The 22,563-nt window shown below is 65.3% G+C and carries 16 protein-coding genes and 1 tRNA gene; 13 read left to right on the top strand and 4 right to left on the bottom strand.

Features of this window, described 5'->3' with window-relative positions; translation table 11 throughout:
* Positions 1 to 96: 96 nt before the first annotated feature.
* Positions 97 to 1,083, top strand: coding sequence for a tyrosine recombinase XerC (gene xerC / locus ACFXKN_RS04155; RefSeq protein ID WP_379432331.1), 987 nt, complete (start codon positions 97 to 99; stop codon positions 1,081 to 1,083).
* A gap of 44 nt (positions 1,084 to 1,127) precedes the next feature.
* Positions 1,128 to 1,192: transfer RNA gene (locus ACFXKN_RS04150), tRNA-OTHER, on the top strand.
* A gap of 162 nt (positions 1,193 to 1,354) precedes the next feature.
* On the opposite strand, the gene ACFXKN_RS04145 is transcribed toward ACFXKN_RS04150, so the two are convergent.
* The 3 genes from ACFXKN_RS04145 to ACFXKN_RS04135 form a co-directional block, all read right to left on the bottom strand.
* Positions 1,355 to 1,552 (bottom strand): excisionase family DNA-binding protein, encoded by a 198-nt coding sequence (locus ACFXKN_RS04145; RefSeq protein ID WP_378945084.1) that lies wholly within the window; start codon positions 1,550 to 1,552, stop codon positions 1,355 to 1,357.
* A 485-nt stretch (positions 1,553 to 2,037) separates the two neighbouring features.
* Entirely contained in the window at positions 2,038 to 4,365 is a 2,328-nt protein-coding gene (locus tag ACFXKN_RS04140) for a hypothetical protein (protein WP_378945087.1), read from the bottom strand.
* Complete coding sequence (locus ACFXKN_RS04135) at positions 4,362 to 6,374, bottom strand: AAA family ATPase (protein WP_378945090.1); 2,013 nt, start codon at positions 6,372 to 6,374, stop codon at positions 4,362 to 4,364. Before ACFXKN_RS04135 ends, ACFXKN_RS04140 begins: the two co-directional genes overlap by 4 nt.
* A gap of 44 nt (positions 6,375 to 6,418) precedes the next feature.
* On the opposite strand from ACFXKN_RS04135, the gene ACFXKN_RS04130 reads away from it, so the two are divergent.
* A complete protein-coding gene (locus ACFXKN_RS04130; protein ID WP_378945093.1) occupies positions 6,419 to 7,894 on the top strand; it encodes a hypothetical protein in 1,476 nt (491 codons plus the stop codon).
* Complete coding sequence (locus ACFXKN_RS04125; protein WP_379432330.1) at positions 7,891 to 12,153, top strand: PQQ-binding-like beta-propeller repeat protein; 4,263 nt, start codon at positions 7,891 to 7,893, stop codon at positions 12,151 to 12,153. The genes ACFXKN_RS04130 and ACFXKN_RS04125 overlap by 4 nt, the downstream gene beginning before the upstream one ends.
* A gap of 210 nt (positions 12,154 to 12,363) precedes the next feature.
* Here ACFXKN_RS04125 and ACFXKN_RS04120 read toward each other — a convergent pair whose 3' ends face one another.
* Positions 12,364 to 12,753, bottom strand: a complete 390-nt coding sequence (locus tag ACFXKN_RS04120; RefSeq protein ID WP_379432329.1) for a TetR family transcriptional regulator C-terminal domain-containing protein — start codon at positions 12,751 to 12,753, stop codon at positions 12,364 to 12,366.
* Between the two features lie 748 nt (positions 12,754 to 13,501).
* Between ACFXKN_RS04120 and ACFXKN_RS04115 the strand changes: the two genes are divergently transcribed.
* From ACFXKN_RS04115 to ACFXKN_RS04075, 9 genes are all read left to right on the top strand, one after another.
* On the top strand, positions 13,502 to 14,542 hold the full coding sequence (locus tag ACFXKN_RS04115) for a ThiF family adenylyltransferase (protein WP_379432328.1): 1,041 nt from the start codon (positions 13,502 to 13,504) through the stop codon (positions 14,540 to 14,542).
* On the top strand, positions 14,539 to 15,171 hold the full coding sequence (locus ACFXKN_RS04110; RefSeq protein WP_379432327.1) for a GNAT family N-acetyltransferase: 633 nt from the start codon (positions 14,539 to 14,541) through the stop codon (positions 15,169 to 15,171). Before ACFXKN_RS04115 ends, ACFXKN_RS04110 begins: the two co-directional genes overlap by 4 nt.
* Before the next feature lie 162 nt (positions 15,172 to 15,333).
* Positions 15,334 to 16,308 (top strand): helix-turn-helix domain-containing protein, encoded by a 975-nt coding sequence (locus ACFXKN_RS04105; protein ID WP_378945125.1) that lies wholly within the window; start codon positions 15,334 to 15,336, stop codon positions 16,306 to 16,308.
* A 199-nt stretch (positions 16,309 to 16,507) separates the two neighbouring features.
* On the top strand, positions 16,508 to 16,723 hold the full coding sequence (locus ACFXKN_RS04100) for a helix-turn-helix domain-containing protein (protein WP_378945128.1): 216 nt from the start codon (positions 16,508 to 16,510) through the stop codon (positions 16,721 to 16,723).
* Between the two features lie 117 nt (positions 16,724 to 16,840).
* The gene (locus ACFXKN_RS04095) at positions 16,841 to 17,671 is read left to right on the top strand and encodes a helix-turn-helix domain-containing protein (RefSeq protein ID WP_379432326.1); all 831 of its coding nucleotides are present in this window, start codon (positions 16,841 to 16,843) and stop codon (positions 17,669 to 17,671) included.
* A 50-nt stretch (positions 17,672 to 17,721) separates the two neighbouring features.
* Entirely contained in the window at positions 17,722 to 18,165 is a 444-nt protein-coding gene (locus tag ACFXKN_RS04090) for a DUF5990 family protein (RefSeq protein WP_379432325.1), read from the top strand.
* 74 nt (positions 18,166 to 18,239) lie between these two features.
* Positions 18,240 to 18,833, top strand: a complete 594-nt coding sequence (locus ACFXKN_RS04085; protein ID WP_379432324.1) for a hypothetical protein — start codon at positions 18,240 to 18,242, stop codon at positions 18,831 to 18,833.
* 355 nt (positions 18,834 to 19,188) lie between these two features.
* Positions 19,189 to 20,607 (top strand): glyceraldehyde-3-phosphate dehydrogenase, encoded by a 1,419-nt coding sequence (locus tag ACFXKN_RS04080; RefSeq protein WP_378946214.1) that lies wholly within the window; start codon positions 19,189 to 19,191, stop codon positions 20,605 to 20,607.
* Between the two features lie 311 nt (positions 20,608 to 20,918).
* Complete coding sequence (locus tag ACFXKN_RS04075; RefSeq protein WP_379432430.1) at positions 20,919 to 22,319, top strand: hypothetical protein; 1,401 nt, start codon at positions 20,919 to 20,921, stop codon at positions 22,317 to 22,319.
* Positions 22,320 to 22,563 lie beyond the last annotated feature (244 nt).

The raw sequence follows: 22,563 nt of genomic DNA, 5'->3' as shown, positions 1-22,563 counted from the left end.
GCCTCTGGGCGGTTCCAAGCCTCGTTCCTCGGCCCCGGCGGGCGTGTGACCGCGCCGACCACCTTCCGGACGAAGACCGACGCCGACCGATGGCTCGTGGATGCCGAGGCGAAGTTGAACCGGGGAACCTGGTCGGATCAGAAACTTGGCCTGACCCTCTTCGAGGACTACGCCTCCGCGTACCTCCGAGAGAGCGCCGACGTCGGTCCGCGGTGGGAGGAAACCTGTCGGCGCAACATGCGACTACACATGACGACACTGTTGCGCAAGCCGTTGATCGAGATCACGGCGCCGACCGTGCGATCGTGGCACGCGAAAGCTCTGGACGGCCCGGGCGGCAAAACCTCTATCGCCCAGTCATATCGGTTCCTGCGGACCGTGATGAACCAAGCTGTCCGTGACGGTGCCGTCGCGGCCAATCCATGCACGATCAAAGGGGCTGGCGCCGACCGCGCCAAGGAGCGCGGCATTGCAACGCCGGGGCAGGTTGCCGACCTGGTCGACAACATCCCGCCCAGGTACCGCGCCGCCGTCTTGCTGGGTGCATGGTGCGGACTGCGGCGCGGTGAGATCATCGGGCTGTCAGTCGCCGACCTGGATGTGGTGACCGGTCAGGTGTGGGTGCGAAGAAATCGCGTGGAGCTCCTCGAAACCGGCGTGGCGTTCGACGCCGATCCCAAGACCGATGCCGGTAAGCGGCCGGTCTCGATTCCTCCGCATCTGCGGCCGTATCTGATGGAGCACCAGGAGAAGTGGGCGGGTGATACCTGGTTGTTCGTGGGCAGGGACGGGCGGCGTATGAGAGGCAATGCCATCTATCAGGCATTCGTCCGCGCCCGGACACGAGTTGGTGTTGAGGTGACCTTCCACGATCTGCGACACACCGGCCAGACGTTGGCAGCCAGTACCGGGGCGACGCTGGCCGATCTGAAGAAGCGACTCGGCCACGCGTCCTCCGCTGCCGCGATGCGGTACCTGCACGCGGTGGACGGCCGGGACAAGCAGGTCGCACTGGAACTGAGCAGGCTGGCCGCCAAGGGGACTGCGGCGGACCTACCACGGACCATCGTGGTCAGACATTGACCGGTTAGGGCACGTATGGTGCACGCGGGTACGAAATACTGCCGGTGACCAGCGGTTATTTGTCCGCCTCACACGCGGAAGGTCGCTGGTTCGAAACCAGCTGGGACCACAGTAAAACGGCAGGTCAGAGCCCTAACGGCGATGGCCTGCCGTTTTCGTTGAATATACGTTGAATATCGTCCCGAAATCGGGACGCGGAGGCCCCGAAATTGGGAGCTCGTAGCCTGCTCGATGCGGGCCGTGGCTGTGATGCTCGTCACGCGATTTTGGGTCAATTGATCGGGCGCATGGCGGCCTCGATGTCTTCGATTGCGACTCGTATCTGGCCTCGGAACCGGTATGCGGGAAGCGAACCGTCGGCGATCATCCGTCGGATGGTGTCTGTGCTGACGCCGGCGCGTTCGGCAGCGAATTTTATCGACACGTAGCGGCTCGGGTTCAGAGTCCGCTTCGGGCTACGCCTGGACATGACCCGTTACCTCACTCGGGCGACCGTGGGTTTCGCGCAGTCTGCAGTGGTTGGTGAAGGCGCCTGTGGTCGCTGCAAAATGGCGGATCGACGCGACACGAGCACGCGGAGGTGGGAGACCGGTGGTCGGGTAGTTGAGGCCGCGGCACTGCCGGATTGCCGAGGTCGAGGCACCGATGTTCCTCGTGGCCCTTGAGGGCGTCGGTATGGCCTGCTCGAAGTTGTGCATCGTGAGACTTGCTGAATGTGCATCGGGCACCCTGTTCGCTTGCCCGATCAGTGACTCGTCCATCTCCAGGAAACCTGATGATGAGCGATCCCGCCAGCACTGCATCGACAGCGGAGGTTGTACGACGGAAGCCACTGCATCGGGCCTGTAACCCTGCTGGCACGACCGGTCTCGGTGCGGCACCCCGCACCGGCACTGCTCGCACCCCACCCATGCCGTGTTGTGGCTGAGGGAAGTTCGCTGAGGTGGGTGTGAATTATTTGAGGCCCAGCATCAACAATCCAGCTCCCCCCGCGACAGCCAAACCTGTTGGCGACGCGGACGTCGACTCGATGACAGCGAGTGCGCTGACGGCACCCCCGACAACCGCAAGATCGATTGCATGAAAGGACGGCAGCTCCCACAACCGAACCGTGCCATCGAAGCCGCCGGTGGCCAGCACGGTCCGGCCATTCGACAACGGCACCGCCGCGACCGCGCTCACTCCGCCTGCGTGGCTGGTGAGGGGTTCGCCGACCGGGCGGCCGGTTGTTGGGTCCCACAGTCGAACCGTGCCATCGTCACTGCCGGTGGCCAACAGCGTCCCCCCGTTCCGTAACATCACCGTCCCGATCGTGGTTACCCAGCTCGCGTGTCCGGTGAGGGGTTCGCCGACCGGGCGGCCCGTGGTCGGATCCCACAACCGAACCGTTCGGTCTGTGCCGCCGGTAGCCAGGAGGGTTCGGCCGTCCGGCAATCGGACTGCTGCGACTGCGGTCACCCTGCCTGTGTGGCCGGTGAGAGGCTCGCCAGCCGGGCGGCCGGTGGTCGTGTCCCATAACCGCACCATTTCGTCCGTGCTGCCGGTGGCCAGTAAAGTTCGGCCGTCCGACAGTGGCACTGCCGCAACCGAGTACCCGAACGGGGTGTCGCCGGTTAGGAGTTCGCTGACCGGCTCACACTTGGTCGGGTCCCATAGCCGAAGCGTGCGATCGTAACTGCCGGTGGCCAGTAACGTTCGTCCGTCCGGCAACGGCACAGGCGCGACGGCGAACACCCCGCTGGAGTGGCCGCAGAGCGGTCGGCCGACCCGGTGGCCGGTGGCCGGGTCCCATAACCGTACCCTGGCATCGAAGCCGCCGGTCGCCAGCAGAGTCCTGCCGTCCGGCAACGACACAACTGCAACCGCGTTCACCGGGGCGGTGTGGCCGGCAGGGGGTTGGTCGGCTGGGTTGCGGGTGGTCGGGTCCCATAACCGCACCGTGCCATCCTCACTGCCGGTTGCGAGCAGGGTCCGGCTCTCCGACAATGACACCGCCGCGATCGAATTCACCCTTTCGGTATGTCCAGTCAGGGGTTCGCGAACGGGGCGGCCGGTGATGGGGTCCCACAACCGAACCGTTCTATCTGTGCTGCCAGTGGCCAGTAGAGTTCGTCCATCCGGTAACGGCACTGCCGCGATCGCGGTCACCCAATGAGTGTGGCCGGTAAGGGGTTCACAGACCGGGTGGCCGGTGGTCGGGTCCCATAGTCGAACCGTGCGGTCGTCACTGCCGGTGGCCAGTAAGGTTCGACCGTCTGCCAATGGCACTGCCGCGATCGCGTTCACCCTATCGGTGTGGGCGGTGATTGGTTCGCCGACCGGATGGCCGGTGGCCTGGTCCCAAAGCCGCACGGTGCCATAGGAGTTCCCGGTGGCCAGTACCGTCCGTCCGTCCGGTAACGGCACTGCCGCGATCGCGTTCACCCAGTTGGTGCGGCCGGCGAGGCGTTCACCCACCGCGTGGCCGGTGGTTACGTCCCACATCCACACTTCTTCATCGGCGGTTCCAGCTGCCAGCACAGCACGCCCGTCCGGTAACGGCACTGGCGCGATCGCGGTCACCCAGCTCGTGTGTCCGGTGAGGGATTCGCCGACCTGGTGGCCTGCGGTCGGGTCCCACAACCGGACCATCCCCTCGTAGCTGCTGGTGGCCAGCAGGGTCCGGCCGTCCGGTAACGGCACCGCTGCGATGGTGCTGACGCCGCCGGTGTGAGCGGTGATCGGTTCGCCGATGGGGTGCCCGGAGGCAGGATCCCAAAGCTGCAGAGTGCCGTTAGAGCTCCCAGCGGCAAGCACGGCCCGTCCGTCAGTCAACGGCAGTGTCGCGAGTGTATTAATCGCACCATCTACGTGTGCCAGAATATTGCTGCCGACTCGGCACTGCGACCACAGAGCCCAAACTTGTCGATTAGAAGCCCGATCGACAGATGGCCATGCCCTCGCTGAAATCGCGATATCCAGGCTCAGTGCGCGCGACGAAGGTTCTACCTCGGTGACGAACGGTTCCAGCCCCGCCCATGCGGCAAGATTTGTGGCTTCGAGCTCTGGTTTTGTCGGTATTCCTACGTGGCTGCGTACCAGGCCGCTGGTTTCCCAGGGTAGGAACGACGCCGGGACATGCTCGTCGTCAAGGACATCGCCTTTCGCCGCGTGCGTTACGAGTTCCCTGCGAATGTAGGGGTGCGGCGGGATCTCGGCGACCGTTGGTAGCTGTGCGCGCAGTGCTTTGCTGATCCTGGCCTGAACAGCGACCTCGTCTCCTGGCTCGACTGCGTATGTCACGGCCGTTCCTCTCGTAGTGCGTCAGGTTGGGAACGCAATACCTCCCGGAGCCGTTCGTGTACTGGCCGATACGTGACGATCCGCTCGTCCACATCTCGGGTGAGGTATCCGATTAGAGGACCGCTCAGGACATGGTCGATCGTGCCGTCCGGTAGCGGTCGGTCGAGGACCGCGGCAGCCATCACCGACCAGATTTCGCCGACTGGAACCCCGGCTCCGCCAGCGAATGCGGCGGCACGCAGCACCGCCAGTAGTGCGTCGGTGTCGTGGTCGTCGGCGGCGTCGCGGATATCGCGTCGGAGCAACCCGATGGTTCCGTCGGAGAGGGACTGCAGCCAGATCGGGTCGTCGAGCGATTGTTGTGCGTCGAGTCGGCGCAGTCGTTCGCCGACGAGGCGGGCGTCGAGAAAGGACAGTCCGATTCGGTCCGTGACCAAGTTCGCAAGCTGCTTCCGTCCGATGGAGTCACCTTGGTATGCGTGTGCGTTGGTCAGCAGTGCTTCCAGGTAGTCGGCGATGTCGTTGGTTGTCTCGGGCCCATCAGTACGTAACGTTGTGACACCGTCGGCGGCGATCTTGGTCAGCTCGGGCAGCAGTCCGTGCGGCCCTCGGCCCGGTGAACCTGCTGAGGTGTCGCTGCGGACACCGATCACCCACCGAATCATGTGTGCGCCGTGCTGGTCGCGCCAGCCCGCGAGGGGGCTCACGACCTCCGGGAGTAGGAGCATCGGCTGGTCGGCCTCGTCCAAACCGTCCAGGACGATCGTCACTGTCCTCCCCATGCTGATGAGATGCTGTTGCAGGCGATTCCGCAACTGTTGGGTGCTTGCCCGGTCTGTGGCTGTCGGCGTGATGCCGGTGGCGGTCAGGATCTGTTCGAGGATCGCAGGCGCACGTTTCTGGCGGGCCAGGACAGCGGCATCGACCGAGTTGATAGGTGGCAGTGATTCTGCGGGGGCCGTCTCCACTGCCAGGGCGTAACGCGGGTCGCTGCGGAATTTTGGGTCCGACAGTGTCACTGCTCGCGCGATGATCGCTGACTTTCCGGTTCCTGCCGCGCCGGTGACGATGAGCATGCCTGCCCCAGAGCGAAGGAAGCTCGCAACTTGCCGCGTCAGGGTCCGTCGACCAGCGAAGTACCAGCCGGGATCGTCGGCGGTCGCGCGGCCACTAGCACGATCGAGCCAGTACTCCACTTCGGCACGGGAGTCGGCGACCTGGCGTCGAGCGTCGTACACAGTGGGGTCGGCGGGCGTGTAACCGGGGTTGGGCAGGCACAGGTGCGGGTCGCTGGTCCAAGACTCACCGAACACGAGCTTGACACCGACCGGGGACTCCTTGTCGGGATCAGCCAATTTTACGGCGTAGTCGAGCTCCCGCAGGAAATCGCCGATGCTCAGGTGCGATTTCGCGTAACCGCCCTGCAACAGGGTCGTGCGGACGGTTTCGAGCGCTCGGGTGAAGTCGAGGATGCGGGGCCGCTGGTCGAAGTCGCCGATCGTGAACACATGGAGTGAGCTGAGTTCGCGCCGGGACGACGATAAATCCTCCCAGTGCTTCGCGAGCTCGGAGCGCAATGCACCAGAGTGGCACGTATTCACGATGACCAGCAGATGTTGGGCCTGCGAGCCGAGGATCGCGGTGACAACATCGGCGGTCGGATAGGCGTGGGTGTATTCCTGGCCGGGCGTGTCCGGCAGCATCAGATAGTGGCGGCCGCTCTCGGCTTTACGTCCGTGCCCGGTGACGTACAGGACCGCGACATCCTCGGCAGTGAGGAAGCGAAGTCCCAGTTCGTGCACCTGGTTCTCGACATCACGCCGGGTGGTGACGGCGGTGGAGCAGCGAGCGGTGAAGGCTCGCTCCTTCAGCTGGTCGTGGCACCACCAGTCCTGAACCACTCGGATCTGCTCGTCGATGCCTTCCGCGAACTGCCCCCAATCGTCGTCGGGGTAGTCGCGGGCTGCGATGACGAACAGGGATCGCGCGCCGAAAGGCTTGTCGGTCACGCGAATTCCCCCATCCAGTCGGCTTGTGGGCGATGATATCGACTGTGTCGCACGAATGGACCTTTCCCGCAGCGAAATCCGACGACCTGCCGAAGTCGCCATGGAGCGAGACGTTGACATTCCTTGACCCGGTGCATGGTTCGGATCGAGTCATCGATGATGCTGTGATCGTCGTGCCGGGGATCATGGGCACCGAGCTGATCGATATCGATACCGAGAAGAGACTGTGGGGACTGGATCCGGGTTTGATCGCACGGATGTGGACCGCGCCTACCAATCGGTTGACCCCGCTGGCTGTCGACCCTGAGCGCACAACGGTGCGGCCCGGACGCCTTCTGCGGGCACCAACTTTCGCGCCATTCCTGCGCGGAATCGAGCCTTACACCGAGCTGGTGCGCGGACTCGAACGCATCGTCCGGCACCCGGCCGCAGTCTACGAGTTCGGCTACGACTGGCGACTGCCTGTGCGTCACAACGCACTCCTACTGGCCGAGGTCATCGACGCACACCTGCAGTGGTGGCGGCGTGAGTCCAAACGTCCCGAGGCGCGAGTGCATCTCGTCGCTCACTCAATGGGTGGACTGTTGTGCCACGAACTGTCCGCGAACCCCGGAGCCACCGACAATGTCGGTGAAATCATCACCCTCGGCACCCCTTTCAAGGGCGCCCCGAAGGCCATAGTCATGCTCGGTACGGGGGAGGGAGCGCCGCTGCCCGCCCGGCAGCTGCAGCGGATCGCGGTCACCATGCCGGGCCTCTACGACCTACTGCCGAGCTTCCGCTGCGTGGACACCGGCACCGACGTGCGGCTACTGACCCCCAGCGACATCACGGCCATCGGTGGTCGCGGTGACCTCGCCGAAGCCGCGCTGGCCCACCGCGCCGAGCGCGCCACGGTTCTTATGCCGGATCATCGTCCGGTGGTCGGTGTCGAACAGCCGACCCTGTGTAGCCTCAAGATCAATTCGGGGCGAGTCGAAGGACAGCGCCACGCATTCGCCTTCGGTTGGGCGGGGGTGCAGAGAGACGCCGCCGGTGCCCCGCTTCGCGAGATGATATTCGGTGACGGGACTGTGCCGCGGAACTCTGCACTGACGCCAGGGAAACTGATCCTGACGAAGGAAGACCGGAACAAAATGCATGTGCTGCCACAGCAGCATGGCCCGCTCGCGAAGGCCCAGTCGGCAATCACCTTCGTGAGAGACGTTCTGCTGAACCTCGATGCGGACCTCGGCCCGCAGATGGGTGCCGGCGATCTCGGCATCGACACACCCGACGTCGTCACCGTCGGTTCGGAATTCGACATTGGAGTCGAGGGGGCGGCCAAGCCGAACGATATCCGGTGCACGGTCACCGAAATCGGTACGCGCTTGCCCCGGCGAGCCGAAGCACACTGTCGCGACGGCCGACTTCTTGTATCCAGCACCGTCTACGAGCCAGGCTTGTACCGGGTGGAGGTCGCTGGTAGTGGGAATTCCGCAGTGGAACAGATCATCATGGCGGTGGATACCGACCGATGACGGATGGCCCCGAGTTCTTCCCGATGGCGATCGGCTGGTATCGCGAACACGGCCACCTCGATGTCGATACCGAAGTTGCTGCGGTGACCGCAGTACTTGAGCCCTTCAACGTTCGAGTACAAGACTGGAACGTCGCCAAGGAGGAGCGTGGCGCGGATAGTGTCGAGGAGCGAATCGATGTGTGGAGCAACGCCGAACATCCCGCCACGATCTTCTACTGGGTCGGCCACGGCTACACGAATAACTACGAAACCGCTGTCCTCTACCACGCAAAGAGCAAGCGGAGCAGCCGCACTCAGGGTACGACGCCGGAGGTTCTGGCGAAGGCGATTGCGAGTCGGCTGTCGGACAAAGACAGGTGGGCGATCGTCGTGGTCGACGCGTGCGGATCCACGCGTTTCATCAAACTGCTGAAGATCGAACTGCTGAACAGTACGGTCGCCGGGCGATATCTGCTGGTGGGTGGAATGTCCGGCGACGGCGCCACCGAGCTCGGCCGGTTCAGCCAAGACCTGGACTACCTGATCAACGTCACTTTCCGGGGCGAATTCGAAATCGACCTCAGCAAACTGCCGGTCGAGTTCGGGCGGCTGTCCGCGACAGTCGAAAGCGATCGATTCTTCGACATCGTTCTTCGCCGCCGCCACGCCGTTCTCGTCAACAGCCCCGTCGCGGATACCGACGAACTCGAAGCCGCCTTGTCGGGGCTGAGTGACGACGAACTACGCCACTTCCTGCCGAAAGCACATGGCGGTGAACTGCCGTTCAAGGAAACAGCGCTCGGCGAGCAATCGTGGTACTTCGAAGGACGCCAGACCGAGACGCGTCAGATCGTCGACTGGCTCGCTACAGCGACATCGGGAATGCTCGTTGTTACCGGCCCTGCAGGATCAGGAAAGTCGGCACTGCTCGGGCATTTGGTGGTCCACAGTAACCCGACGCTGCGCACCGCGCTCCTGAAAGCTGGCGTGCTCGATGAAGTTCCGGAGGCCGAACGCCCGACTGGCGGGGTATTCGACCTCGTCCTCCACCTCACCGGCACCTCACCGGAGGAGATCGTCTCCCGGATCGCCAAGGGGATCGACGCAGGCGAATCACCGTCCGGATCAGTATCGGAGTCGACCCAGTGGCTCTGCAAACAGCTAACCGACCGACCGATGACGACCATTCTTGTCGACGCACTCGACGAGGCAGTCGACCCGTTAGCTGTGTCAGGCGTGGTGCTTCGCACCCTGGCCGGTGTGTCGACCGTCCGCTTGCTGATCGGAACGAGGCTGAGCACAAACGAAGGCCCCGATCACCCCGCTCCGGATACGAACCTGGTCGACGCGCTCGGCCCCACTGCCGCCCGCGTGCACATCGACCGGGACGACACAGCCGTCGAACGCTACGTCGAGCGGCGACTGCATCGAGCACGCAAACTGCTCGACGAGTCATTCGATGTCACCGCATTCGCGCGCGCGGTACGAGAGCAACGACGTCAATTCTTGTTCGCTCGGTTGGCGGTGCATGAAGTATTGGCAGACCGGCGCTGGCAGTTTCCGTCGACCTGGGAGCGTCTGCTCGGGCAGGACCACCAACATCTGTTCGAGGTCGCGGTCGACCGACTGGAGGCCCGGCACCCGAGCCACCGTCCACTGCTGCGCGCCCTGGCGTTCGCCCGCGGCCGCGGTGTCCCCGACCAAGGCGGCCTGTGGGTCGTCCTCGCACGGGCGCTCGCACCTGGTCAGGACATCAGCGGCGAGGATGTCCAGCGACTGGTACGCGACGCTGCGCCCTATGTCCTTGTCGATCGCGAATACGGCCAGACCGTCTTCCGGCTGGCGCACCGCACGTTCGCCGAGTACTTCACCAATGAAGCCGAACCGAGTGTCGCAGACCGCCAAGCGCACCTCGCGATCACGCGGTCTCTAATAAAGGCCGCGACTACCGACCTCGGCGCAGTGCTCGACGGCTCCAAGACGCTGAACCCTTACCTGAGCCTTCTGCTGTCCGCGCACGCTGGCACAGCCGGTGAGATCGGCTGGCGGTCGCTCGACGAAAACCGAGACCTTCTCCTTGCGCTCAACCCGGAATCGGTCGCCCGGGATGTGCACCAGTATGCGTTCGGCCGATTGATACTGCCGCCTGCGCTCAGCGTATTGCTGAGTTCCTGGCAACGCCTTCAGTGCGTAGATCTAGTGGACCGTGGTGTTGTGTTCCAGATTGCATTCGCGCGGATTGTTGGCGGCACAGTACGCGGACCCGTCGGGTTGAAGGAGGGCTACCGGCTTCGCTTGCAATGGGCTGCACTAATAGGTGTCGCGCCGCACCGTGTGCTTCTTAATCCCGGTCCAGTGACGTCGCTCGCGGTGGTGCCAGTGTCTGATGGACGTATCCTGCTGGCCGCCGGCCTACTCGACGGGAAGGTGCAGTTGTGGGAACCGGCTACTGGCCTCCCGGCAGGGGAACCCTTCAGTTGCCAAACAGACTGGGTCAGGTCGGTCGCGGCGGTGCCGTTGCCGGATGGGCGGGTGCTCCTCGCAACCGGGAGCGGCGATGGGACGGTGCGATTGTGGGATCCGAATACCGGCGATCCGGTCGGTGCATTCCACACCGACTGGGTGAAATCAGTTACGGCGGTGCCCTTGCCGGATGGCAGGATCCTAGTGGCGGCTGGGAGCCGCGATGGCACGGTGCGGTTGTGGGACCCGACCGCTGGTCAGCAATTCGGCCAACCTCTCACCGGACACTCTGACGCCGTGTTCGCGGTTGCGGCGGTGCCGTTGCCGGATGGCCGGATTCTGGTGGCGGCCGGCAGCGTTGATGGCACGGTGCGGATGTGGGACCCGACTACCGGTGAGGAGTGCGGGGAACCGCTCACTGGCCACGCCGGGGGGAGGTTCGCCCTGGGGGTGTTCGCGGTTGCGGCGGTGCCGTTGCCGGACGGGCGAACCCTGCTGGCATCGAGCAGTATTGATGGCACGGTGCGATTATGGGACTCTACTACCGGTCAGCAGACCGGGGAACCCCTCACCGGCTACAACCCTGCGGTGTTCGCCGTCGCGGCAGTGCCGTTGCCGGATGGGCGGACTTTGCTGGCGACCGGCGGCGACGGCCCACTGCGGTTGTGGGACCCGGCCACCGGTCACTCGGTCGGCGAGCCCCTTGTGGGCCATACGGGCCGGGTGACCGCGGTTGCGGCAGTGCGGTTGCCGGATGGCCGGACTCTGCTGGCGAGCGGCAGCGATGATTGGGCGGTGCGGCTGTGGGATCCGGCCACCGGATACCTGGCTGGCGAGCGCTCGACCATCTCTTGGGCGACCGGGGTCCCCGCGGTGTGGGTGACCGCGGTCGCCGCGGTCGCGCTACCGGATGGACGGTCCCTGATTGCCGCGAGGGGAGACGGCTCCACCAAGGTGCAGTTGTGGGACGCTGCCACCGGTCACCTGGCGGACGGGCCAATTATCGGCCACACCATCAGGGCGGACACTGTCGAGGTGGTGCCGTCGGCGGATGGGCGGGCTCTGCTGGCTGCTGGGGTGGCTGCTGGCGAGCTTTTTCCTCCTACGGTGGAGTTGTGGGACCTGACCACCGGTTACCGGCTCGGCGAGCCCTTCAATTTCCACCTCCACCTTGTGACCGCGGTTGCGGCGGCGCAGTTGTCGGATGGGCGGACCCTGCTGGCGACCGTCGAAGGTCAGGGCCCGCTGATGCTGTGGGATCCTGCCACTGGTGACCTGGCTGGGGAACCACTTGTCGGCCACACGAGGAGGGTGAATGCGGTTGCGGCGGTGCCGTTGCCGGATGGACGGACTCTGCTTGCCACAGGCAGCGACGATTGCACGGTGCGGGTGTGGGATCCGGCCACTGGTCGCGCCTCCGGCGAGCCACTCACCGGCCACACGAGGAGGGTGAATGCGGTTGCGGCGGTGCCGTTACCAGATGGACGGACTCTGCTTGCCACAGGCAGCGACGATTGCACGGTGCGGGTGTGGGATCCGACTACCGGTCAGCCGGTCGGCGAGTCACTTGCCGGTCGCATCGGAGAGGTGACCGCGGTTGCGGCGGTGCAAATACCAGACGGACGAACCATCCTAGCTGCCGGTAGCACTGACGGCATGGTGCGGCTATGGAATCTATGCACGAGTGGCCTGAGCCAGACTGTCTCGACCATTGACGTCGGCATGAAGGTGACAGATCTTTGCGCGCTCAAAAGAGGCTCGCTAGCAGTCGTGGCGGGCGGCGGCGTAACGGTTATCTGCTTAGACCGGCTCTGACGGGCGAACGCAGGTCATCAGCCTGCCCGTGCGGAGGCCGAAATTATGCACCGCGAACCAGCCGAAAGGTGCGTATGGCGGGGACAGGCGACACAACCCGGAGGTCTCGGCCGAGACCTTAGGGATGTATTGCAAATTCTGCTGTACGGCATCATGGCGCGGACGGGGTCATCCGAGCCGACCGTTTCGCTGCGAGGCGGCGAGCACACGTCATCGGCCGGGAATCAACTGCAAGCTCCCGATAGTAGCCCGACGAAAGGGATCCTCGGACTGAGCGCCACGCGCAAGGACGTAGGCGCCTTGCCTGAGCGCCAAGATAGTTGTGGCCAGGGCGTCGATGTCCAAGTCGGTCGCGAGTTCGCCATGGGCTTTACCGTCTGCCAGGACCTCGCGGATCTGATCCTGAATCCATGTGAACATGGTCGAGATCGGCTCCAGCAGTGCAGGATCTGCGACGACTGCTGAATCCTGTACCAGTCGGCCGAGGCGGCAACCTCTCAGAACGTTCTCGTCGACGGTCAGGAACGCGGCGATCCGGTCCCGCACCGTCGAACCGCTCTGCAGGCGCTGCTGGATCTGGTCCTTGAGCTCGTCGGCCATCCGATGTTCCGCGGCGATGGCCAGATCTGCCTTGCCGCGGAAATGGTGGTACATGCTGCCTTGGCCTGCACAGGCGAGTTCCTGGATCGCCCGAGAGCTGGTTCCTCCATGGGGCTGGTTGGCGCCGTTCGGCGTGCAACATGCGTGCAGAATCGCTGCCTACGAACCGGCGGTATCCGGAATTCGCTAGCCGATCCGGAATCCGCGCGGTACCTGATCGCAGGCGTGTGCGACGGCCACTGAAGATTGCCTAATGAGCGCGCAGCCGTTCAGCGTCTGGCTGTGGAGCGATGCTGGATCGGGGAGAGCGTTCGGTAATCGAATCATGTCCGCTCTGGTGGGGCGGGCGGCAGTGAACAATCCTCGCCCGAGGGCTTGGAATCAATGCTTGCGGGATTATTGCGAGACCGACGAAGAGTAATGGAGCGGGTCACCTTTCGCGCCGGATCTATTGGTCATAGTCCCAGTTTGGCCTAGGCATTGCCGCGCCATGCCGGTGGACCGAAGGTCGGTTTGCTGATGGTGTGCTGTATGTATTCTTTGCGCGTCCTGGTCGACAGCGACGAGCGGGTGTCCGTTCGCCTCATGAGTGTCGGAGGTTTGTGCACACATGGTTCTGCATCGCTCGGTTCCGCGTCCGACGGTACTTACGCCTGGCGCTGCAACATCGCATTTCCGTCCAGTGCTGCTCGACGCGTCGAGCCCGGAAGGACCGCGTGAACTGGAAGCGCTGGCAGCGTCGAGTTCTGTGAGTGCGGTGCACGACACGATCGAAGACCAGCTCGACGAACTGATCCGGTGCGAGGACCCTGCCCTCGCGCATTCGACGGGCTCGCTGGCAGCCTCCCGTCGTCGGATCTGTGGCGGGACTCCGTTGTGGCGGTGGGGAACGTGGGTGTTCTATCCGTGGAACGGCCGGTTGGTGCATGTGCTGCCGCGCGAGGGTTTCCAGCGGGTGCGGACAGATCGGAATCGCAACAAGATCGACCGGGCGCAACAGCGCGACCTGCGCGATCGGCGGATCGGTGTGATCGGGCTGTCGGTGGGCAACAGTGCGGCTGTGACGCTGGCGATGGAAGGGGTCGGCGGATCGTTCCGATTGGCCGACTTCGACACCGTCGGGCTGTCGAATCTGAACCGGTTGCGGGCAGGGGTGGGTGATCTCGGAGTTTCCAAGGCTGTGCTCGCGGCACGTCAGATGTTCGAGATCGACCCGTATCTCGACATCGAGGTGTTCATGGACGGGTTGACCGAGGAGTCGATCGGGTCGTTCTTCGATGGCGTGGGCGGCACTCGGCCGCTGGATCTGGTGGTGGAGGAATGCGACACGGTATGGGCGAAAGTCGCTGCCCGTGAGTGCGCGCGGCACCGAGGGATCCCGGTACTGATGGACGCCAACGATCGCGGCTTGCTGGATGTGGAGCGTTTCGATCGCGAACCCCATCGCCCGCTGTTCCACGGCCGCGGCGGCGGGTCGACCTCTTCCGATGTCGCGAGGATGAACCGGGGCGAATTGCTGTCGTTTCTGCTGGCAGTGGTCGATGAGCCGCAGCTGAGTCCGGCGATGCGGGACGCCGTCGGTGAGATCGGCCGGAGCCTGTCCAGCTGGCCTCAACTCGCCTCCGGGGTGATGCTCGGCGGCGCCTTGGTGGCGGACACGGCTCGCCGGATCCTGCTCGGCGAGCTGATCCCGTCGGGGCGAACCTATGTCGACCTCGACGAGCTCATACCCGCGATAGGCCAACGGATTGCTCCGGCATTCGTGCGGGCGATGGAAGAAGTCCGTTGACGATCGACCTGTGCGACGTGGAACTGGTCGGCACACGGCTGCGGGTGCGTGATCTCCGTGCCGGTGATCTGGGCGTATATCAGCGGATCTTCACCGACCCTCACCTGACCCGATATATGGGCACCGACAGCATGGGCGTCCGGGCAGCCGCGGCGTCGTTCGACGCCGCCCGCCGGTCCCGCGGCGAGAGTCCGCGGCGCAAGTACACGCTGGCGATCACGGCACCGGGTGAGGACGCCATGGTCGGCACCATCGGCCTGTTGGTAGAGGATTTCGGCAGCAGCGCGATGATCGGCGGTCTGGTCATGGTTCCGGAAGGGACGCTGCGTGCGGGTGGAATCGAGGCGGGGCGGCTCATGGCGGCATTCGCCTTCGGGCCGCTCGGGATTCACCGGGTATGGGCGGGGCACCGCCACGATCATCCGGTGATGGACACGGTGATGTCGGGAGTGGGCTTGACGCCGGAGGCGCGGCTTCGGCAGCTGTACCGAACCCAGGGCCGGTGGCGCGATGTGTGCACCTACGCGGCCTTGCGGCCGGAATGGGCTGCGACGGCGACACCGGCCGAGCGTCGAATCCTGGCGTTACGGCCTACCGCGCCAAGGGAACACGCCACCACAGGTCGGTGAGCAACCCTGCCGAATCGGGCTCCGGGCGCGCCGGGGCGCGATAGCATCGCCGAATACTGGCCCGTGCAATCACCTTTGCCCGAATTGCCACCACCCGAAACGCGCAGCGGCCGGCGACGGGAGGAACTCCACCGCCGGCGAGATCCGAAGTGGAGATCACCGATGGCAGTGCTGATCGACTCCGACTACTTCACACCGGCGGACCGGCGGGAGGCAGTCACCGCGATCCTGCAGGAAGCCGACATCGGGGCGAACCTGCAGATGTGGGATTCGCCGGCCGAAGTGGTCAGCCGGCACCAGGCCTGGATGCTGGGTCCGATCGCGCTCACCCGCTCGGAGGTATCCGGTCACCAGGTCTGGCGGACACGTCGGCATGAGCGAACAACGCCCAGCGACACCCTGACGGTCACTGTTCAGAACGGACAGGTCCGCAGGCACGAACAATTCGGTGCGCAAACGCTGATCGAGCCCGGCGCCTGCGAAGTGATCGACCTGGCCACCACGTTCGCCTCCGGCTGGCACGGTCTCGGGGGAACGCTGTGCCTGCAGTTGTCCAGGGAGCGCCTCGGCATTTCCGCGGAAACGGTCGTCGCGGCTCACGGGCGGCTGGCGGCATCGCCGCTGTACCCGATGGTCACGGCGCAGATCCAGCATCTCGTCGCGATCGCCGACCAGCTCGAAGCAGATCCGGCCGCCGCTTCCGTGGGCGAGTCGTGCCTGGAAATGGTTCGGGCGCTACTGATCTCGGCAGCGGGCCGCGGTCCGGGTGACGGCGCAGCCATGCCGGAGCAACTGCTGATCGAGCAGATCCTCGGGTATGTGCGGACACACCTGTCCGACTCGACCCTGAAGATCCCCGGTATCGCCGCCGCCAACAACATCTCCGTCCGGCACCTGTTCAAGGTTTGCGCGCAGTCGGGTATCAGCCTCGAGCAGTGGATCATCGAACAACGCCTGGTCAGGGCCCGCGACATGCTGATCGACAGAGGTTACGCGCACCGGTCCATCGCGTCTGTGGCCGGTGCCGTGGGTTTCCGCGACGCCGCTCACTTCGCCCGGCGATTCCGCGAAGCATTCGGCATCACGCCACGTGACTGGCGCCGCAGCGCCACTGATACGGACAACCCACCGAAGTAGCCGGGGTTGTCGCGCCCGGCTGCAAGCACGTTTGTGCGTGCACAGTCAGTTGCCGTGCAGTGACAGCCTCCTTCGAAGGCCGATACACCGATATCTTTCGAATGTGGCTGCGCGAGACCGCATCAGGAGTACGAGTGTTCGCTACGGGCACCCGCGCCGATGCAGTCCGTGCCGAGGGCATCGAGAGAGAGGGGAGACCATGTCCACAAAGATCGGCAAAGCGATTCGGGCGGCGAGGATGGCCTCCGGATTCACCCAGGCGGAGTTGGCCGACTGGATCGGAATCGCGGACGGAAACCAGATCAGCCGTTGGGAACGCGATGTGGTGACACCCAGTGCCGACAGTGTCGGCGAATTGTCGCGAGTCCTGGGGGTGCGTCTCGACAACTCGGTCGGAGATGCAGTGGCGTGCTGATCTGAATGCCGTTCGCCGAGCCCCGGCTGGCTTCCACAGCTACGAAACGACCTGGGAGCTCAGGTCGCTCAGGAGGATTCGGACGGCGTCGCCGTCATTGCCGATCAAGGTCGCATCGTGGAGGTCGAGCTGGTCGTGTCGTGCATGATGGCGATCATGGGCGGCCCGGCACTTCCAGAAACGCGCGGTCACGCGCAGGCGACGGTGTGGCTGTGGCCGGGGCACGCTGTGTACCGAGGCCCTTCCCTGCAGCTCGACGCGCACTGCGGCACCGTGCATTGCCTGGCGGTCGGGCTGGACGCGCCGTTCACCTTGCACGTGGGCGGCCGGGAGGAGACCGCGCGTTCTGCGCTGATTCCGCCCCGGATGATCCATCGGATCGTCTGCAACGGCGAGCGGATGCTGTTCTGCTATATCGATCCGAGCTCGCCGCAAGCAACCAGTTGCTGGAATCGCATGACCGCGCACGACCAGGGAGTCGGTCTGGCGCACAGCAAGGAAGATGACCTGATCGATCTCGCCGCGCGGCCGCGGTTCGATCCCGTCGCGGCAGTAGACCTGGCCTGCGGCCCCGGCGTGGCGAACATCGACGCCAGGATCGTGGCCGCGGCGGCGACCCTGCAGGCCCACCCGGCCCGCTCGAACTCGGCCGCCGAACTGGCTGCCGAAGCTCACCTGTCCACGTCACGTTTCCTGCACCTGTTCAACGCCGACGCAGGCACCAGCTTCCGCCGATACCGGATGTGGGCTCGCATGCTCAGCGTCGGCCGTGCCGTTGCGAAAGGCACCGATTTGACGACAGCGTCCTCGGACGCCGGATTCGCCAGCCCTTCCCACTTCAGCGACGCCTTCCACGCCATGTGTGGCCTCACCGCCAGCAGCCTGCTCGCCGCGGGCACTCGCGTCGTCGTCCTGGATGGAGTACCGGGCAGGAACGACCTCGCCTGAGCGGTGTCGAGAGCGAGGCGCGTGCCGGGTCGGTGCACGAGAATGGTCAGATGCTCATCCGAATCGTGGGGACGCAACTGCCCGGGTTGTCCTGCCGGCCGGCGGGGATCGAGACGCCGTACTCGAACATCCATGTATGCGTGCAGCGGAAGAATCGTCCACAGGAGCTGCTCGATCCGCAGCGTGGCGACGCGGACGCTGTCACCTGGACTGTGGAATGCGCCGTCGACGGCGCCGATATCCGCGGGCCCTACATTCAGGGCAGGCCGGGGGAGCGGTTCCTCTATCTCAGCTGGGGCACCGTCGATGACACGGGAACCATCACCATGTTCCGGCGGGCCAAACTGATGCTCGCCGACGTGCCCGCCGAGGTTCTGGCCGCCGCGACGGAATCGGGCGTACTCGAGGCTCGGCTCGGTCTCACCGATGCGACCGGAAACCCGGTGTGCGCCAGGGTGAAACCGGCCCTGATCCGCTGGACCGACGCGACTTGACCGCGGCGCCGACCTCGACCGGCGGGCGCAGGCAGGTCGGGTACGAGGGCGGTCTTCAGTGGCAGGATGTGGGCGTGGGTGACTTCTTCGAACGGATCGTCGATCTCGAGGTGTCCGCGGCCGACGCGGGTGCGTTGGCGGAGCGGATGGTCGACTGGATGGTGGGGCGGGGGTGGCTGCTCCGGGAAACCTCGGGCGCGGCGATGTACAGCCTCCAGGTCGACGAAGGGTATGTGGCGGGCCCCGAGTGGGCCGAGATCGCCCAGAATTGGGGCGGCGATTGGACCCCCGCGCCGGTCGCCGTGATAGTCGGCAGAAATGCCCACTACAGCGGTCAGGGTGAGATCGAACCGGCCGCCGCGATGTGTCCACAGTGCCAGGCGCGCACTGTGATCATCGACTACCCGCAGGTATGGGAAGCTGATCCCGCAGTGTGGCAACCATTTTCGAACGCCATCGACTCCTGGAAAGAAACCGGCGAAGGCGCGGCCACCTGCGCCACCTGCACCACGACAGGCCCGATCACCAGCTGGCAGTGGGCCGACGATTTCGCCCTCGGCGCCCTCGCCTTCGACTTCTGGGGCTGGCCACCCCTGACCGACGAGTTCGTCACCGAGTTCACCGCCCAGCTGGGCCACCGGACCGAACACCACATGGGCAAGTTCTGAGTCGAGGCCACGTTCGGCGGCCGAACAACCCGCGGATCATCGTCAGCGCGCTCGACCAGCCGGGAAACCGGCGGTCCGATGATGGCCGTGCTCACGGATCAAGGTCGCTGAAATGCCTCCGACCAGCGCGTATTCGCCAGGCGGCAACCCGTACGCCCTGCGCGCAGGGTCGGCGGGCGTCCGTCGGTGAGCGGGGTTCAGTGCGACGCCGATCTCACCAATGGGGAGCGGTCCACAGTGAAATTGCGGCCCTCACTACCATGGATATGGCGCAAATATCGATGAACCCAGAGGACGTGTGTTGACTACCGAACAACTTGATCGCTGGAACGCTCAGGAAGCTGCTGCTGAGGCGATGATTCCGATCATCGGGACGTTGTACCGCAGCAAGGGTGTGACGATTCTGCTGCACAGTCGGTCGCTGGTGAACAAGTCGGTGATCAGCATTCTGCGGACGCATCGATTCGCGCGGCAGATCGGCGGCGAAGAGCTGTCGGTGGACGAGACGTTGCCATTTCTGCAGGTGATCAGCCGGTTGGATCTGGGGCCGTGCAAGATCGATCTCGGTCAGCTCGTGATGGCCTATCACGCGGATGAGCGTGGGCTGTCGGTCGAGGAGTACACCACGTCGGTGCTCGCGCAGGTGAGTGATGACAACAAGGCCGTGTCGCAGGGGCCGCGCGATGTGGTGCTCTACGGGTTCGGGCGGATCGGGCGGCTGGTCACCCGGCTGCTGATCGAGAAGGCCGGGTCGGGCAACGGGCTGAGCCTGCGTGCGGTGGTGGTTCGCCGGGGTGGCGATGACGACCTGGCCAAGCGGGCGTCGCTGCTGCGCCGGGATTCGGTGCACGGGCACTTCAACGGCACGATCAAGGTCGATACCGACAACGAGACGATCACCGCGAACGGCAACGTCATCAAGTTCATCTACAGCGATGACCCGACGACGATCGACTACACCGCCTATGGCATCGACAATGCGATCCTGATCGACAACACCGGTCGCTGGCGTGATCGTGACGGCCTGGAGCAGCACCTGCGCCCCGGCATCGCGAAGGTGCTGCTCACCGCGCCGGGCAAGGGTGACGTGCCCAACATCGTGCACGGCGTCAACCACCGCGATCTGGACCTGTCGCAGCAGATCTTCTCCTGCGCCTCGTGCACGACCAACGCGATCGTGCCGCCGCTCAAGGCCATGGACGACGAATTCGGGATCGTCCGCGGACACGTCGAGACGGTGCACTCGTTCACCAACGACCAGAACCTGCTGGACAACTACCACAAGGCCGATCGTCGCGGCCGCTCCGCGCCGTTCAACCTGGTGCTCACCGAGACCGGCGCCGCCTCGGCCGTCGCGAAGGCGATGCCGGACTTCAAGGCCAAGATCACCGGTAACTCGATCCGCGTTCCCACCCCGGACGTCTCGGTCGCGATCTTGAACCTGCAGCTGAAGCAGGACACCACCAAGGAAGACGTGCTCGCCTACCTGCGTCAGGTCTCCCTGGCGGGCCCGTTGAGCCGCAACCTCGACTACACCGCCGCCACCGACGCGGTCTCGAGCGACTTCATCGGCTCGCGCGCGGCCTCGATCATCGACGCCAACGCCACCATCGTCGAGGGCGACACCGCGATCCTCTACGTCTGGTACGACAACGAGTTCGGCTACTCGTGCCAGGTGGTACGGACCGTGCAGTACATCTCGGGCATCGAATACCCGACCTACCCGCAGCTGGGTGCGCAGTCCGACGTACGCGAACTGACCGACGCGCGGTAGCGACACGGTGGTGAGGCGGGCACCGGGTCTCTGACCTGGGCCCGCCTACCTCGTCGACCGGATGCGGAGCGCGTGCGGCGAACGTGACCGCTTGTCGGGCCGCGCGATGTTGTGCATACTGGCCACATGACATCGAGTCGAAAGGGCGTCCTGCGCCCGGGCCGTTGAGCCCCACGCCGGTCATCGAACCGGCTTCTCTCCCGCATGAACGCGGGGAATTCACCGATAATCCGCAGTGCTCCCGTGTGTCGTATGACGATTCGCGCCTGGCCCTCTGGCTGCGTGTGCGCGAACTCGCCGTGCCGCCCGGGATGATCGATGTCGCCGGGTCCCGGCGTCTCGTCGGCGACTGGTCCGGGGCATGCGCCGCGGCGCACGTCGATGTGGATATCGATCTGCGGTCGTTGGCGCGGACGCACGGGCGGGGACTCGCCGCTCGCGTGCGGGCCGACCTGCGGTATCTGGCACCGGATCTGTTGCGCTGGCATCTACCCAGAATCGCGCCGGACGGATTGTTGCGGCCCGGGTTGACGATGGTGTTGGCTCGCTACGATGCCGACGACGTCGCGAACCTCGGCACCGGAACACCGTGTCCCAGTAGCCTGCACCTGGTTGTCCGTACGCCACCGGCGTGGGCGGCTGCCGGTCAGCGGATCAGCCTCGCGCTGTGGGACACGATGAGCCCCGCGACGAGTGCCCGCATGCACCCACACCCGCGACCCAACAGTCGCTACCGGCTCGACCTGCACCGTCACCTGTGGGATTCGCGCAGAGTGGGGGAGTTGCGAACCCGCTCTGGGGATTCCGTGTCGCTGCCGCCGGATGGCGCCCCCGGCTTCGGGCTGCCCGGTCCGATCGCGTGGGCAGATCGCCCCGACCACGGGCCGGCTGATCCGATCACGCAGGCCGGTGGGCTCGACTTCGGCCTGTCCGCAACGGTGCTGCCAGGTTGTGCCGTCGACCGTTGGGCGGACGAAGCGGGAATTCTGCTGCGGGCGCAGGGATGCCGGTCCGGACTGGTTCTGGTGCGGTGCGGTGCGCGGAAGCGGGTCGTGTTGGACGTGCGTGCGGATGACTCACCCGCAGTAAGGATTTCGAGGGAGCACCCGCGCGGCGGAATCTCCGCCCTTCCGGTCCTGCCCGATGCTGCGACCTGGGTGCTCCCAGACCTGGAATTGCTGCGCGCGGGTGCGATCACCGCCGATCGACTGCATCCACTGGTCGCTTCCGCGCTCGGACGCGACGGCGCGCCGACCGAGACACCCGGGGTCACCGCCGATCATCGGATCGTCGAGTGCCGGGGCGAGCGCCACCGGATCGGTTTGGTGAACGGGGTGCTCGCCGCCTTGGACCACGACCCCACCGAAATCCGGCGCGAGGAACTCCTGGCAGCCCTGACCGGAACCCCGATGCCCTGCCTGCAAGCCATCGACCGATCACTGCGCCAACCGGATTGGCTCGTCGGCGTCTGCGACCGACTGGACCACGGCGATATCGACGGTGCCCTCACCATCGTCGAAGCCAGGCTCGGTGCCGACGCGGTGCTGCGTGACGGGCCACTCAGGGACGCACTCGAAGCCGCTGTACGGCAACGGATTACCTACGGCTTGTTTCGGGCCGGCCTCCCCGCACCGGGTCGCGGCCACGTCCCTCCCATCCGGCGCGACCGCCGCGAGCGTCGAGCACATCCGCGACACGCGGCATTGGGCTGACGCGACCGGCACATCGGGGTCATGCGTTCTCGCACCGGCGAGCGCCTGCCAAGCATCCAGCGCGTCCACACTCCATGGATTCGCACTGACCTGCTGATCGGTGTATCGGGTCAGCCGACTTCGCGTTGACGGGCCGAGCTCACATCCGGCTCGGTTGTTGGCCGGCCTTCGCCCGCACGTCAGCCGGCTCGCACTGAACTCGACTTCGCACCAACCGTCCCATCCATCGAATTCTTCTGGACCC

Source organism: Nocardia sp. NPDC059195, assembly GCF_042754695.1.
Classification (GTDB): domain Bacteria; phylum Actinomycetota; class Actinomycetes; order Mycobacteriales; family Mycobacteriaceae; genus Nocardia.
This window is presented reverse-complemented; position numbering and strand designations above follow the sequence as displayed.

What these genes read in the sequence shown, in the direction of transcription:
- ACFXKN_RS04120 (WP_379432329.1), bottom strand. Translation starts at nt 12,753, where the DNA reads ATGGCCGACGAGCTCAAGGACCAGATCCAGCAGCGCCTGCAGAGCGGT.
- ACFXKN_RS04145 (WP_378945084.1), bottom strand. Translation starts at nt 1,552, where the DNA reads ATGTCCAGGCGTAGCCCGAAGCGGACTCTGAACCCGAGCCGCTACGTG.
- ACFXKN_RS04105 (WP_378945125.1), top strand. Translation starts at nt 15,334, where the DNA reads ATGGCAGTGCTGATCGACTCCGACTACTTCACACCGGCGGACCGGCGG.
- ACFXKN_RS04125 (WP_379432330.1), top strand. Translation starts at nt 7,891, where the DNA reads ATGACGGATGGCCCCGAGTTCTTCCCGATGGCGATCGGCTGGTATCGC.
- ACFXKN_RS04100 (WP_378945128.1), top strand. Translation starts at nt 16,508, where the DNA reads ATGTCCACAAAGATCGGCAAAGCGATTCGGGCGGCGAGGATGGCCTCC.
- ACFXKN_RS04075 (WP_379432430.1), top strand. Translation starts at nt 20,919, where the DNA reads ATGATCGATGTCGCCGGGTCCCGGCGTCTCGTCGGCGACTGGTCCGGG.
- ACFXKN_RS04080 (WP_378946214.1), top strand. Translation starts at nt 19,189, where the DNA reads ATGATTCCGATCATCGGGACGTTGTACCGCAGCAAGGGTGTGACGATT.
- ACFXKN_RS04090 (WP_379432325.1), top strand. Translation starts at nt 17,722, where the DNA reads ATGCTCATCCGAATCGTGGGGACGCAACTGCCCGGGTTGTCCTGCCGG.